Source organism: Arcicella sp. (assembly GCF_964672035.1).
The window spans coordinates 1-13,547 of sequence record NZ_CBABQS010000025.1 but is presented as its reverse complement, the minus strand read 5'-3'; the positions used below and the strand labels follow the sequence as shown (position 1 = coordinate 13,547).

The 13,547-nt window shown below is 37.3% G+C and carries 21 protein-coding genes; 4 read left to right on the top strand and 17 right to left on the bottom strand.

Features of this window, described 5'->3' with window-relative positions:
- Window positions 1–16 precede the first annotated feature (16 nt).
- The 15 genes from rpsH to rplC all read right to left on the bottom strand — a co-directional run bounded on the left by rpsH (window position 17) and on the right by rplC (window position 7,840).
- A complete protein-coding gene (rpsH, locus tag AC1W31_RS09235; RefSeq protein WP_481734146.1) occupies window positions 17–412 on the bottom strand; it encodes a 30S ribosomal protein S8 in 396 nt (131 codons plus the stop codon).
- Window positions 413–581: 169 nt separating this feature from the next.
- On the bottom strand, window positions 582–848 hold the full coding sequence (gene rpsN, locus AC1W31_RS09230; protein WP_481734145.1) for a 30S ribosomal protein S14: 267 nt from the start codon (window positions 846–848) through the stop codon (window positions 582–584).
- A gap of 87 nt (window positions 849–935) precedes the next feature.
- Window positions 936–1,490 (bottom strand): 50S ribosomal protein L5, encoded by a 555-nt coding sequence (gene rplE / locus AC1W31_RS09225; protein WP_481734144.1) that lies wholly within the window; start codon window positions 1,488–1,490, stop codon window positions 936–938.
- Between the two features lie 61 nt (window positions 1,491–1,551).
- Window positions 1,552–1,884, bottom strand: a complete 333-nt coding sequence (rplX, locus tag AC1W31_RS09220; RefSeq protein ID WP_481734143.1) for a 50S ribosomal protein L24 — start codon at window positions 1,882–1,884, stop codon at window positions 1,552–1,554.
- A 13-nt stretch (window positions 1,885–1,897) separates the two neighbouring features.
- The gene (gene rplN, locus AC1W31_RS09215; RefSeq protein WP_109741982.1) at window positions 1,898–2,266 is read right to left on the bottom strand and encodes a 50S ribosomal protein L14; all 369 of its coding nucleotides are present in this window, start codon (window positions 2,264–2,266) and stop codon (window positions 1,898–1,900) included.
- Window positions 2,267–2,358: 92 nt separating this feature from the next.
- A complete protein-coding gene (rpsQ, locus tag AC1W31_RS09210) occupies window positions 2,359–2,622 on the bottom strand; it encodes a 30S ribosomal protein S17 (RefSeq protein ID WP_481734142.1) in 264 nt (87 codons plus the stop codon).
- A 141-nt stretch (window positions 2,623–2,763) separates the two neighbouring features.
- A complete protein-coding gene (gene rpmC, locus AC1W31_RS09205; protein WP_481734141.1) occupies window positions 2,764–2,949 on the bottom strand; it encodes a 50S ribosomal protein L29 in 186 nt (61 codons plus the stop codon).
- A gap of 120 nt (window positions 2,950–3,069) precedes the next feature.
- Window positions 3,070–3,492, bottom strand: a complete 423-nt coding sequence (rplP, locus tag AC1W31_RS09200) for a 50S ribosomal protein L16 (RefSeq protein ID WP_481734140.1) — start codon at window positions 3,490–3,492, stop codon at window positions 3,070–3,072.
- A 78-nt stretch (window positions 3,493–3,570) separates the two neighbouring features.
- The gene (gene rpsC / locus AC1W31_RS09195; protein ID WP_481734139.1) at window positions 3,571–4,470 is read right to left on the bottom strand and encodes a 30S ribosomal protein S3; all 900 of its coding nucleotides are present in this window, start codon (window positions 4,468–4,470) and stop codon (window positions 3,571–3,573) included.
- Between the two features lie 26 nt (window positions 4,471–4,496).
- Window positions 4,497–4,862, bottom strand: coding sequence for a 50S ribosomal protein L22 (rplV, locus tag AC1W31_RS09190; RefSeq protein WP_481734138.1), 366 nt, complete (start codon window positions 4,860–4,862; stop codon window positions 4,497–4,499).
- A 78-nt stretch (window positions 4,863–4,940) separates the two neighbouring features.
- Window positions 4,941–5,219, bottom strand: a complete 279-nt coding sequence (rpsS, locus tag AC1W31_RS09185; RefSeq protein WP_481734137.1) for a 30S ribosomal protein S19 — start codon at window positions 5,217–5,219, stop codon at window positions 4,941–4,943.
- Between the two features lie 4 nt (window positions 5,220–5,223).
- On the bottom strand, window positions 5,224–6,051 hold the full coding sequence (gene rplB / locus AC1W31_RS09180) for a 50S ribosomal protein L2 (RefSeq protein ID WP_481734136.1): 828 nt from the start codon (window positions 6,049–6,051) through the stop codon (window positions 5,224–5,226).
- A 122-nt stretch (window positions 6,052–6,173) separates the two neighbouring features.
- A complete protein-coding gene (gene rplW / locus AC1W31_RS09175) occupies window positions 6,174–6,464 on the bottom strand; it encodes a 50S ribosomal protein L23 (RefSeq protein WP_481734135.1) in 291 nt (96 codons plus the stop codon).
- Between the two features lie 52 nt (window positions 6,465–6,516).
- Window positions 6,517–7,146, bottom strand: a complete 630-nt coding sequence (gene rplD / locus AC1W31_RS09170; RefSeq protein ID WP_481734134.1) for a 50S ribosomal protein L4 — start codon at window positions 7,144–7,146, stop codon at window positions 6,517–6,519.
- A 76-nt stretch (window positions 7,147–7,222) separates the two neighbouring features.
- Complete coding sequence (gene rplC, locus AC1W31_RS09165) at window positions 7,223–7,840, bottom strand: 50S ribosomal protein L3 (RefSeq protein ID WP_481734133.1); 618 nt, start codon at window positions 7,838–7,840, stop codon at window positions 7,223–7,225.
- A 681-nt stretch (window positions 7,841–8,521) separates the two neighbouring features.
- Between rplC and AC1W31_RS09160 the strand changes: the two genes are divergently transcribed.
- The 3 genes from AC1W31_RS09160 (at window position 8,522) to AC1W31_RS09150 (ending at window position 11,052) form a co-directional block, all read left to right on the top strand.
- The gene (locus tag AC1W31_RS09160; protein WP_481734132.1) at window positions 8,522–9,271 is read left to right on the top strand and encodes a glycosyltransferase family 2 protein; all 750 of its coding nucleotides are present in this window, start codon (window positions 8,522–8,524) and stop codon (window positions 9,269–9,271) included.
- Window positions 9,272–9,324: 53 nt separating this feature from the next.
- Window positions 9,325–10,089: a methionyl-tRNA formyltransferase gene (locus tag AC1W31_RS09155; protein ID WP_481734131.1), complete on the top strand. Its 765-nt coding sequence runs from the start codon at window positions 9,325–9,327 to the stop codon at window positions 10,087–10,089.
- A 114-nt stretch (window positions 10,090–10,203) separates the two neighbouring features.
- A complete protein-coding gene (locus tag AC1W31_RS09150) occupies window positions 10,204–11,052 on the top strand; it encodes a polysaccharide deacetylase family protein (protein ID WP_481734130.1) in 849 nt (282 codons plus the stop codon).
- A 27-nt stretch (window positions 11,053–11,079) separates the two neighbouring features.
- Here the strand turns inward: AC1W31_RS09150 and AC1W31_RS09145 are convergent, their stop codons facing one another.
- Window positions 11,080–11,370, bottom strand: coding sequence for a YciI family protein (locus AC1W31_RS09145; RefSeq protein WP_481734129.1), 291 nt, complete (start codon window positions 11,368–11,370; stop codon window positions 11,080–11,082).
- A gap of 475 nt (window positions 11,371–11,845) precedes the next feature.
- Here AC1W31_RS09145 and AC1W31_RS09140 point away from each other — a divergent pair, with 475 nt between their 5' ends.
- On the top strand, window positions 11,846–12,259 hold the full coding sequence (locus AC1W31_RS09140) for a Crp/Fnr family transcriptional regulator (protein WP_481734128.1): 414 nt from the start codon (window positions 11,846–11,848) through the stop codon (window positions 12,257–12,259).
- An 88-nt stretch (window positions 12,260–12,347) separates the two neighbouring features.
- On the opposite strand, the gene rocD is transcribed toward AC1W31_RS09140, so the two are convergent.
- A complete protein-coding gene (gene rocD / locus AC1W31_RS09135; RefSeq protein ID WP_481734127.1) occupies window positions 12,348–13,547 on the bottom strand; it encodes an ornithine--oxo-acid transaminase in 1,200 nt (399 codons plus the stop codon).

Here is a 13,547-nt window from a genome sequence, read left to right as displayed (position 1 = left end):
TTTCAGCGATGTGATATTAATAAACTTGGCAAAGAACTTCTCCACCTACGTTCAACACACGAGCTTCTTTGTCGGTGATAACGCCTTTTGATGTTGAAAGGATTGCAATACCTAAACCGTTCAATACACGTGGTAATTCACCTGCACCTTTATACTTACGTAAACCTGGTTTAGAGATTCTGTCAATTTTAACGATTGCTGATTGCTTCGTAGTCGGATTATACTTCAAAGCAATTTTGATAGTACCCTGTACGGTTGTATCGTCAAATTTGTAGTTTTGAATATATCCTTTATCAAAAAGAACCTTAGTGATTTCTTTTTTGATGTTAGAAGCAGGGATTTCAACGATTCTGTGACGTGCCTTGATGGCATTTCTCAATCGTGTTAAGTAATCTGCTATTGGATCTGTCATTGTTTTCGATATTTGAAACGTACCTCTTTTCTGAAAAGGAACGCAAAATTACGGAATTAATTTAATAAAGACAAGTTATGTTGAAGTTGAAGAGTTATTAAAATTAGATTGTATGTATAAAACCAATCTAACGCATTATTTAACTATTCAATCTTTTATAAACTTGATACTAACTTGATTTTGTTACACCTGGAATTAAACCGTCAGATGCCATTTGGCGAAACGTAACACGGTTGATACCGAATTTACGCATATAACCTCTTGGACGACCTGTCAATTTACAACGATTATGTAAACGTACTGGTGAAGCATTTTTAGGTAACTTGTCAAGTCCTGCATAATCACCTGCTGCTTTTAAGGCTGCACGTTTTACGGCATACTTAGCAACGGTTGCTTCTTTTTTTCTTTCTCTTGCTTTTACTGATTCTTTTGCCATTGTGTTTAGAATCTATGTTTTTGAGTGTTGAGTTATGAGCTTTGAGTTAAAAAGATTGACTCTTAACTCTTAACTTCTAACGCCTAATTATTTCTTCTGGTTTGCGAAAGGCATTCCCATTGCAGTTAACAATGCGTTTGCTTCTGCGTCTGTTTCTGCTGTGGTAACGAAAGTAATATCCATACCAGAGATTTTACTTACTTTATCAATTGAAATCTCAGGGAAGATGATTTGTTCTTTTACACCTAATGTGTAGTTACCACGGCCGTCAAATCCTTTATCTGCAACTCCTTTGAAGTCACGTACACGAGGAAGAGCTACTGTCAAAAGACGATCAAGGAATTCATACATTCTCTCTCCACGCAACGTTACTTTTACACCAATTGGCATATTTTCACGCAATTTGAAGTTTGAAATAGCTTTCTTTGAAATCGTAGCTACTGCTTTTTGACCTGCGATAAGGGTAATCTCATCAATACCAATATCAATTAATTTTTTGTCAGCTACTGCGGCACCAATACCTTTGTTGATAACAACTTTAGTAACTTTTGGCACTTGCATTACTGATTTGTATTGAAATTTTTCCTTTAATGCAGGAACGATTTCAGCCAAATATCTATCTTTTAATCTTGTAGTTGTCATTTTATGAAACTTTTTGTGTGGATTTCCGACCCACTGTTCAATTATCAATTATTCTAATTGACTAAATAAATTTTCCTGATGCTTTTGAGAATCTTTGTAGTTTCCCAGCTTCATTCAGTTTACGACCTGTGCGTACAGCTTTTCCGTCTTCCATATATGCAATATTTGATAAGTGAATTGAACCTTCACGTTTCTCGATTGCTCCTTGTGGACTTGTAGAAGTTGGCTTTACGTGTTTCGTTTGAAGATTTACACCTTCGATGATAGCACGATTTTTGTCAACGATTACTTTTGTAACTACACCTGACTTACCTTTTGAGTTTCCAGCGATAACGATAACGGTATCTCCAGATTTGATATGCAGTTTTGGCTGCTTATTAGATTTCTTTTGCATGATACAATTATGATTAAAGCACCTCTGGGGCTAATGAAACAATTTTCATAAATCCTGCATCACGTAATTCACGTGCTACAGGTCCGAAGATACGAGTTCCACGTGGTTCATCATTGTTATTTAACAATACGACTGCGTTATCCTCGAAACGGATATATGAACCATCTTTACGACGAATTTCTTTTTTAGTTCTTACTACTACGGCTTTTGAAACCGTACCTTTCTTCATACTTGACGATGAAAGAGCAGACTTTACAGTTACTACTACTTTATCACCAATTGAAGCGTATCTTTTTGCTGTTCCGCCTAAAACACGGATTACAAGCACCTCTTTTGCTCCTGAGTTATCAGCTACGCCAGATCTTGATTCTTGTTGTAACATTGTTTTATATCTTAATTAAATTTGAACTTTGAAGATTAGAATTGTTTGAGTAATTGCTCTCTCAAACGCTTAAATTAACGAAAATTCAAATTTTATTTCGCTTTTTCAATAACTTCAATTAATCTCCAACGCTTATTTTTTGAAAGAGGACGAGTTTCCATTACTTTCACAGTATCACCGATACCACACTCATTTTTTTCATCGTGAGCCATCAACTTGGAAGTTTTTTTCATAAACTTTCCGTAAAGTGGATGCTTAACTTTTCTTTCAATTGATACTGTGATAGATTTATCCATCTTATCACTTACCACACGTCCGACTCTGATTTTTCTCAGATTTCTTTGTAATTCTTCCATGGTTGGATTTTAAATTGTTGTTATTAATTGACTCCAAGCAGTATATTGATGGAGTCTATTTTGTTAAGTTAAAGAAGTTGAATAGCTAAGAAATTTTGATTACCAAAACTTTTTAACTTTACAACTTACAAACTCTTTAACTTACTTTGCTGCTGTAATAGCAGTTTGCAAGCGAGCTACCACCTTACGAGCCTCACGGATACGTAATGGGTTTTCGATTGGAGAAATAGCGTGGGCAAATTTTAAGCGAGCCAAAGCATCTGTTTCAGACACCAAAGTTGTTTGCAATTCTTCCAAACTCAATTTTTGAATTTCTGCGTTTTTCATGACTTTAATTTGAGAATTTGGTAACTTGAAAGTTTGAAAATTGATTTATCGTTTATGAAACTTTAAAACTTTATTCTCAAAACTATTATTTTCAAATTTTCAAATTCAACATTTTCAAATTTATGATTCTTGATAATCTTTACGAACTACGAAAGATGTACGTAATGGCAATTTTTGTGCTGCCAAACGCAATGCTTCTTGTGCAACTGCTAAAGGAACACCTGCTGATTCGAACAAAATTGTTCCTGGTTTGATACTGGCAACCCAATATTCTGGAGCACCCTTACCTTTACCCATACGAACCTCGGCTGGTTTCTTCGTGATTGGTTTGTCTGGGAAAATACGAATCCAAACTTGTCCTTCACGTTTCATTGCACGAGTTACTGAAATACGAGCCGCTTCAATCTGACGTGCAGTGATGCGTCCTGGTTCCACAGCTTTGATAGCGAAAGCACCGAAGTCAATTTCATGACCACGTGTTGCCAATCCTTTAATCCTACCTTTCTGTTGCTTGCGGAATTTGGTTCTTTTTGGTTGTAACATTGTTGTATTAAGTCTTTAAGTCGAACAGTCGTGAGTCGGATTAATTGATTATCACGACCTCTGACTAAGATTTTCTAATTATCTTTTACCTCCTGGCTTATTTCCAGCACCTCCACCACGGTTGTTATTATTGCCGCCTGGTTTGTTTGGACCGCCACCACGATTATTTGGATTTGCGCCACCTGGTGCATTGTTGTTACGACGGTCGCCTTCGCCACCACGTCCACCACGTCCACCACCACGACGATCTCCATCTTCACCTCGTCCACCACGGTTGTTACCACCACGAGAATCACCACCACCTGCGGCAGCTTGCGATGCGGCAACCCCTGCATTTGGAGAAAGGTCACGCTTTCCGTAAACTTCACCACGGAACACCCATACTTTGATACCGATTTTTCCATAAACCGTTAAGGCTTCTGAAACAGCATAATCAATATCTGCACGAAGTGTATGCAAAGGAATACGTCCTTCTTTATATCCTTCAGAACGTGCCATTTCAGCACCTCCTAAACGACCTGAAAGTTTCAATTTGATACCTTGAGCTCCCACACGCATAGCTGATGCGATAGATTGTTTCATGGCACGACGGAAAGAAATACGTGCTTCTAATTGTTGTGCGATAGTTTCGCCAATCAATTTTGCATCAATCTCAGGACGTTTAATTTCAAAAATATTGATTTGAACGTCTTTACCTGTGATTTTCTTTAATTCTTCCTTGATTTTGTCTACTTCTTGACCGCCTTTACCAATTACCACGCCTGGACGGGCCGTGTTAATTGTAAGGGTAATCCGCTTCAAAGTACGCTCGATGATTACCTTAGAGATTGCTCCCTTCGGAATACGTGCGGCTACGTATTTACGGATTTTATCGTCTTCTACTAATTTATCGGCAAAACTCTTTCCACCATACCAGTTAGAATCCCAACCTCTGACGATACCAAGTCTAAAACCTACGGGGTTTATTTTCTGTCCCATTTTGTATATTTAGATTTCTTGTCTAATTATTCTGAAATTACTGTTGGTGCGGTTGCAGATGCAACTACAAGGGTAATGTGGTTTGAACGTTTCAAGATTCTATGACCACGACCTTGCGGAGCTGGACGCAAACGTTTTAATGAAGAACCACCATCTACGGTTATAGTCTTTACAAACAAGTCGGCATCTTCCAACTTCATGTCTTCATTTTTGTTTTGCCAGTTAGCAATTGCCGAGAGTAAAAGTTTCTCTACGTGTCTTGCACCAACTTTTGGCTCGTATTTCAAAATACCAAGAGCCTTATTTACTTTCTGACCTCTAATCATATCAACTACGATTCTCATTTTCTGAGGGGAGGTCGGAACATTATTTAATTTAGCTACTGCTTCCATTTTTTGATTTCGGATTTCGGAGTTCAGAATTCGGTTTAACTATATTGACAAATTATTTGTCAGCTATAAAATACCAAATTATCTTTTACCTTTATCTTTTTTTGCTGTGTGACCTCGGAAGTTACGAGTGGGAGCAAATTCACCTAATTTATGTCCAACCATATTATCGGTTACAAAAACTGGGATGAACTTATTTCCATTGTGAACTGCAAAAGTATGCCCAACGAAATCAGGTGAAATCATCGAACGGCGTGACCAAGTCTTGATTACAGACTTTTTACCTGATGCGGTCATGACTTGTACCTTGTTGTCAAGGCGATAGTCTATATAAGGTCCTTTTTTTAGTGAACGTGCCATCTACCTATTTTTTCTTTCTACTGATGATAAGACGATTTGAATGTTTGCTCGGTGTGCGGGTTTTCTTACCTTTCGCTAATAAACCTTTACGTGAACGTGGGTGACCTCCTGATGAGCGGCCTTCTCCACCACCCATTGGGTGATCGACAGGGTTCATAACAACACCACGAACTCGTGGACGACGACCTAACCAACGATGACGACCTGCTTTACCCATTACGGTATTCATGTGATCTGCGTTAGAAACTGAACCAACCGTTGCCAAACATCTTGACAATACCATACGCATCTCGCCTGAAGGCAATTTCAATGTAGCATATTTAGCATCACGAGCCAACAATTGCGCATAAGTACCTGCTGAACGAGCCATTTCAGCTCCTCCGCCTGGGCGAAGTTCAATTGCGTGTACGATTGTACCAGTTGGAATGTTTGCCAAAGGGATAGTGTTACCTACCTCTGGTGCTGCCGTTGCTGATGAAATTACAGTCTGACCAACTTTGATACCTGTTGGTGCAATGATGTAAGTCTTCTCGCCATCTGCATACTCAATTAGAGCAATACGTGCTGTACGATTCGGGTCATATTCTACTGTTAAAACTGTTGCTTCAACATCGAATTTGTTACGATGAAAGTCAATAATACGGTAACGACGTTTGTGTCCTCCACCGATATAACGCATGGCACGGTGTCCATTTGCGTTACGACCTCCTGTTCTTTTAACCACGGCTAACAAAGGCTTGTACGGTTTTGAAGTTGTTATTTCTTCAAAAGTCGGAGCAATCCTGTGGCGTGTGCCAGGGGTTACAGGGTTTAATTTTCTTGTAGCTGCCATTTCTGTGCTTTGTTCAATTTATCGGGATGAACTCCCATAGTTTTCAATTATTAATTTATGATTAAGGATTAATAATTTTTTAAAGAATTATCAATTGTCAATTATCAATTATTAATTGTTAATTAGATTCCGTCATAGAAATCAATAACTTCGCCTTTGGCAATTGTTACGATTGCTTTTTTGTACGTTGAAGTAATTCCAGAAGTTACTTTTGTTCTGGTGCTTCTTGATTTTTTCTTACCGAATTGGCGAAGTGTATTTACAGATACTACTGCAACACCGTACATTTTCTTGATTTCTTTTGCAATCTCAACTTTGTTAGTTTTGTTTGCTACCTCAAAAACGTATTGACCGCCTTTCTGTAATTCCTGAGATTTCTCAGTAAGAATTGGTCTTTTGATAATGATGCTCATTGTCTTGTTAAGTTATTTGTTATCAGCTATTAGTTGTCCTAATATCTATTAACTAATTACTGAAATATGATTCGATTGTTGTAAGGGCTGATTCAACAATGATAAGTTGAGTAGCATTTACTAAATCATAAGTGTTAACTTGACCAGCCGTTCCGATTTGTGCTTTTTGCACGTTACGTCCCGACAAGAAGATGTTCTGATTATCTTCTGGCAAAATCAACAACGTTTTCTTTCCTGTGAATGAAAGAGCTTCCATTAAAGCTAAGTAGGACTTAGTTTTAGGAGCATCGAAAGTAAAACCTTCTAAGATGGTTACGTTTCCTGATTGTGCTTTTGCAGCAAACGCAGATTGACGAGCCAATGATTTTACTTTCTTATTAATTTTGAACGAGTAATCTCTTGGAACAGGTCCAAAAATACGTCCACCACCTTTCATTAAAGGAGATTTAGCTGAACCTGCACGAGCACCACCCGTACCTTTTTGTTTTTTAATCTTGCGAGTTGAGCGAGAAACTTCTGCTCTTGCTTTCGCCTTGTGAGTTCCTTGACGTTGATTTGCCAAGAATTGCTTCACGTCTAACCAAACTACGTGTTCGTTTGGTTCGATGCCAAAGATTTCGTCAGAAAGGGTAACTTTCTTTCCTGTTTCTTTGCCTTGTATATTTAAAACTGATAATTCCATTATTTTTGATTTTGAAAATTTGTTGATTTGATTAAATTTTGATGTTGTAAAAAATTACATCTTCAAATTTTCAAATCTATTTTTCAAGAATAACATAAGAGTTTTTCGCTCCTGGGATTGAACCTGAGACTACGATAAGGTTTTTGTCTGCGTAAACTTTCAAGATTTGTAAATTTTGAACTGTTACACGGTTTCCACCCATACGACCCGCCATACGAACCCCTTTGAATACACGAGATGGGAATGAACAAGCACCAATTGAACCTGGGTGACGACCACGGTTATGTTGACCGTGAGTTTGTCCCCCTACTCCAGCAAATCCATGACGTTTAACAACTCCTTGAAAACCTTTACCTTTTGAAGTTCCAACGGCATCAACAAAGTCGCCTTCTGTGAATAATTCTGCGGTGACGGTTTCTCCTAAGATAAGTGCTGTGTCAAAAGATTTAAACTCAACGAGTTTTTTCTTTGGAGTGGTACCTGCTTTTTTGAAGTGACCTAAAAGAGGTTGCGTAGTATGCTTCTCTTTTTTCTCGCCATAACCTAACTGAATAGCGCTATAACCTTCTTTCTCTACTGTTTTTACTTGCGTTACTACACAAGGACCGGCTTGGATCAGCGTACAAGCGAGGGCAGAGCCATCAGCGTTGTAGAGGCTGGTCATACCGATTTTCTTTCCGATAATTCCAGACATTTTATTAGAATAAAACGTTAATAATTGATTGATAATGAACGATTTACGAATGTCCTCACGACAGTCCATGTAAATCGGACTGCAAAGGTCGGGATTTTATTTGGCAAAAGCTAAATTGTTTGCAAATAAAATTAATTTACGAAAGTGGAAGGAATGAATTGAAAAGCGACAAGATATACTCGTGCAGGACAGGTAAAACCTGTGATACGAAAGAATGTTCTTGTGTAGCTTAACATTAAAATCAATTGCTGGGCATTCAACAAATTAATCCAATATCAGTTCTAACACTATTGTTAATTTTGAAATTAACGTTGTAAATTTTGACCTTTACGAATTGATTTGAGAGATTTTTAGTTCTATTAATTTTTAAATTTTATCGAGTTCTGCCAACCCGTATAAAAATGAAGAAACATGTGCTCCCTAAATCGGACTGCAAAATTAGTGGTTTCTTTTTGAAATACAAGGGGTTAGCGAAAATAATTTTATCATTTTTTAATTACAATTGTCCGCTTGCTAATTTTCCTCTGACAATACCAAAGTCGTTGATTATCTTTGCAAACACGTAGAGAGGATAAAGAACAATAGGTTTCGAAGACAATAGGTCAGATTTTAATGAGTTAATTGTATTTTTCTATTTTTCAATGTCTCCTAAATTATTGATGCAATTGCAAATTATATCCTATGAAAATATCCATCATTACCGTTTCTTTCAACAGTGCCCAAACCATTCGTCAAACCATTGAAAGTGTGCTTGCTCAGGATTATAACGATTTGGAATATATCGTGATTGATGGAGATTCAAAAGATGGAACGGTGGGGATTTTGGAGTCTTTCGGCGATAAAATCAAGTTTATTTCTGAGCCTGACAAGGGAATTTATGATGCCTTGAATAAAGGTGTAAAAATGGCTTCAGGCGAAATTATTGGAACAATTGGAGGTGATGATTTTTATCCTAACTCACAAGTTATCAGCCATGTAGTCAAAACGTTTGAAGAAGCGAAGTCGGATGCCGTTTATGGAGATAAGCAATATGTAAACATGGGCGATGATGAAACAATTGTGCGTTATTGGCAGTCGGGTGAGTACATACGGGAGAATTGGCTGAAGGGTTGGATGCCACCGCATTTGTCGTTTTATTTGAAAAAATCTGCTTTTGGGAAGTTTGGTTACTATATTACAGATTTCACCTGTTCGGGAGATTATGAGTTAATGCTGAGAATGTTGTATAAAAATAAACTGACTGCAAAATATCTTCCAGAAGTAGTGATGACGATGCGAAATGGCGGAACGAGTACTGCCTCTTGGAAACATCGCTTTCGGGCAAATATGGAAGACCGTCGTGCTTGGCGAGTTAATAATTTAAAACCTCGCTGGTACACGCTTTGGATGAAACCGATTGCTAAGATTGGTCAGTTGTTTATGAAAAAATAAAATCTGTTGAAAATCATTAAAATGACAGTTGAAAACCTGTCTTACTCTAAAATATGCGTATAATTTTGCTTACCCAAGATGATCCATTTTATTTGGCTCAAAACATTGATTATTTGATTAAAAATCTCCCTGAACACTCAGAAATAGTGGCTACAGTGGTTTTTGAGGTTTCACCGTTTGGGAAACGAGAATCCTTCACTGATAAACTTAAAAAGACTTATGATATTTTTGGCTTAGGTTTCTTTGTGAATTATGGGGTAAAATTTGTACTCTCTAAACTGAATCCGAATAAAAAAGTAAAGAATATTTTGGCGAGGCACAAAGTACCTTTGGTAGAGATTGAGGGGAATATTAACAAAGCCGAAAACTTGGATAAGTTACGGACTTATGAACCCGATTTATTAATCTCAATCGCTGGAAATCAAATATTTAAGATGCCTTTGATTAATCTTGCTACAAAGGGTTGCTTGAATTTGCACACGGCTTTATTGCCTAAATATCGTGGATTGATGCCGTCTTTTTGGGTAATAAAAAACAATGAAAAATATACCGGTGTTTCCATTTTCTTTGTGGATGAAGGCATTGATAGTGGTGATATTTTGGTTCAGAAAAAAGTGGAAATTGGCAATAAAACGCAAGCGGAATTAATTGACGAAACTAAGTTGTTGGGAATGCAAGCAATTTTGGAATCAGTCGAGAAAATTCATTCGGGAAACTATGAAATTATCCCAAATCCAAATGAAGAAATGACTTACTTTACTTTTCCTACAAAGGAGGATGTGAAGGCATTTTTGGCTTCTGGAAAAAAGTTTTACTAAATAGCTACGAGCTTCGAGCCATGAGCTTCGAGCCATGAGCTTCGAGCATTTTTGAAAGCTAAATTTTACAAGTATTAAATGCTGATAGCTCATTGCTCACAGCTAAAAGCTAAAATGAATATTCTTACATTTGATATAGAAGAGTGGTTTCACATTTTGGATAATAATTCGACCAAAACGGAAGCAGATTGGGCAAAATATCCCAATCGCATCCATGAAAATATGGAGCAAATTTTCCAACTTTTAGAGCAAACTAATCAGCAAGCAACTTTCTTTTGCTTGGGTTGGGTTGCCCGAAAACACCCTGACATCATACGAGCAATTGCGGAACGTGGCTACGAAATTGCTACTCATTCCGACTTGCATCAATTGGCTTATGAACAAAGTCGGACGGAATTTAAAAATGACTTAGAAACATCAATTAAAGCTTTGGAAGATGTTTCTGGCAAGAAAATTAGGGCGTACAGAGCGCCAGGGTTTTCGATAAAACAAGAAAACAAATGGGTTTTTGAGGAATTAATTAAGCATGGAATTGAAGTGGATTGTTCAGTATTTCCTGCCAAACGTTCGCACGGTGGGTTTGAGCAATTTGGGCTTGCTGAACCTTGCTGGATTGATATTGATGGAATGCGTTTGAAGGAATTTCCGATAAATACGGTCAATGGTTTTGGGCAGTCACTTATTTTTTCGGGCGGTGGATATTTTCGCCTTCTCCCCTACCCTGTTTTGCAGTTTTTGACGAAAAAATCTAATTATGTAATGACTTATTTTCATCCGAGAGATTTTGATGCCAACCAACCCATGATTGAGGAATTAAGTCGGATTCGTAAGTTTAAATCTTATTATGGATTGGCTGGTTGCTTAGACAAATTACAGGATTTAATGACCGATTTCCCATTTATTGATTTGGCTTCTGCCGAGAAATTGGTGGATTGGAATAAGGCTAAAATTGTAAAAATTTAGTGTACTTACCGATTTTGGAAAATCGGATTACACCTTGGCTACACGAAATGGTTTTACATCAAATTTCTCCCATACTTTTTGTTGAATATAAGGTTCTGAATCCATCCAATTTTGAAGTTCTTTTGGGTCTTCAAATTGGAGGATCATCATTGAACCAATCATCTTTCCTTCATCATTTAAGATTGCTCCTCCAAGGATAAAATTCCCATTTTCCTTCATTTTTTTAACGCCTTCCAAATGATAAGGTCTTACGTTCATGCGATGATCGAGCGCATTTTCGTGAGTCCCGTCGTATGCGATTATTAAATATTGATTCATCTATTTTTATAATTTCGGATTGAATTACAAAAATAATAAATTATGCGTGACTTTTTAAAAATATTCCTGTCGTAAATTTCAATCAATCCTTTATTTTTTAGCGTTAAATTCAGAAAAAAAATCAAGTTTGGTATATTTAAGTAAAATTTAATCTATGTTAATCTCATTTTAGGAGGTTTTATTATCATTTTTCTACTTTTATATAATTAATTAACATTTGATAATTTAATTTGTGCAAAAAAAATGTTTTTTTGGCATTGCTATTATCCTTTTATGTAAAATATATAACAACTCGCCGAAGACCAGAAATACTATGACCCGTAATTTAATACAATTTATAACGAAATTCGTTCCTTTTACTGAAGAGGAATTAAGGAAATCCGAACATTTTTTTTCGGAAAAAATACTAAGGAAAGGTGATTTTTGGGTTAAAGAAGGAGACCTTAATACTGATGTATTATTTTTAAATAAAGGAATGATTCGTACATATTTTGTAAAAAATGAAATCGAAAAAACATTTGATTTAACCATCGAAAATCAGATTGTTACTGCAACCGAATCTTATTCTTTTGGGATGCCAAGTAGAGATTTTCTTCAGGCAATAGAAGATTGTCATTTATGTGTGATTGCCAAAGAAAATTTAGATATTCTTTTTTCTCAATCAGCCAAATGGGAACGCCTTGGCAGACTCATTTTTGAGGGTTATACCATCAGTCAAGAAGTTAGATTACGTTCTTTTATTTCAGAAACCGCCCAAGAACGTTACGAACGATTAGCAAAATACCAGCCCGAATTGATCCAACGAACTCCGCAAATATATTTAGCCAATTTTTTAGGAATTACCCCGCAATCTTTGAGTCGTTTGCGTAGAAAAATCATACCCAAGTAGAAAGGGAGACAGGAGAAAAGGAGATGGAAAATAGGAAGAGTAAATTTTATACTTTCCCGTGCCTCCTTTCTCCCTTTCTCCGTAAAGCCTACCAGTTCAAAATCACCTTCTCAATTACATCGCAAGCCTCATTCATTTGTGATTCTGTAATAACTAATGGCGGAGCAAAACGAATCTTATTGCCGTGCGTTGGTTTTGCCAAAAGTCCATTTTCTTTAAAAGCCATACACATGTTCCAAGCCGTTTCTCCTTCTTCTGAATCGTTGATTTCTATGGCATTTAAAAGTCCTTTCCCCCGTACAATTGTCAGTAAATCAGGACGTTTTGTCATAATATCGCCCATTCTTTTTCTGAATAATTGCCCCATTATTTCAGCATTTTCAGAGAGATTTTCGTCTTGAATAACTTTCAAGGCTGCCACCGTGACGGCACAGGCTAAAGGATTTCCTCCATACGTTGAACCGTGTTCGCCAGGTTTGATGGTGAGCATAATTTCGTCATCACAAAGCACTGCCGAAACGGGATAAACGCCTCCAGAAAGTGCTTTTCCAAGAATCAAAATATCTGGTTTAAAGTCCTCGTGGTCGCAACATAAACGCTTACCTGTACGGGCAATGCCTGTCTGCACTTCGTCAGCAATGAAAAGTACGTTTTTAGCTTTACACATTTCGTAAGCCTTTTTCAAATATCCTTCATCTGGAACTACTACGCCTGCTTCGCCCTGAATGGGTTCGACCATAAAACCTGCCACATTTGGGTCTTTTAAAACCTCCGCCAACGCATTCAAATCGTTGTACGGAATAATTTCATAACCTTGCAAAAGGGGTCCATAATCTGAATAACTTGATGGGTCGGTTGAGGATGAGATGGCGGCAATTGTTCTGCCCCAGAAATTCCCTGCGGCAAAAACGGTTTTGGCTTGGTCTTGAGGAACACCTTTTACTTTATATGCCCATTTACGGGTTAATTTCAAGGCTGTTTCCCCTCCTTCGGCTCCTGAGTTCATCATCAGCACTTTATCATATCCGAAATATTCGCACATAAATTTTTCACAAATTCCTAATTGGTCATTGTAAAATGCTCTTGAAGTTAAAGTTAAATTTTGAGCTTGCGCCACTAAAGCCTGAACAATTTTTGGATGACAATGACCCTGATTTACCGCACTATAAGCGGAAAGGAAATCGAAATAGCGTTTATTATCAACATCCCAAACGAATACGCCTTCGCCTTTTTGAAGGACTACGGGCATTGGATGATAATTATGAGCTCCGAAACGGTCTTCGAGCAT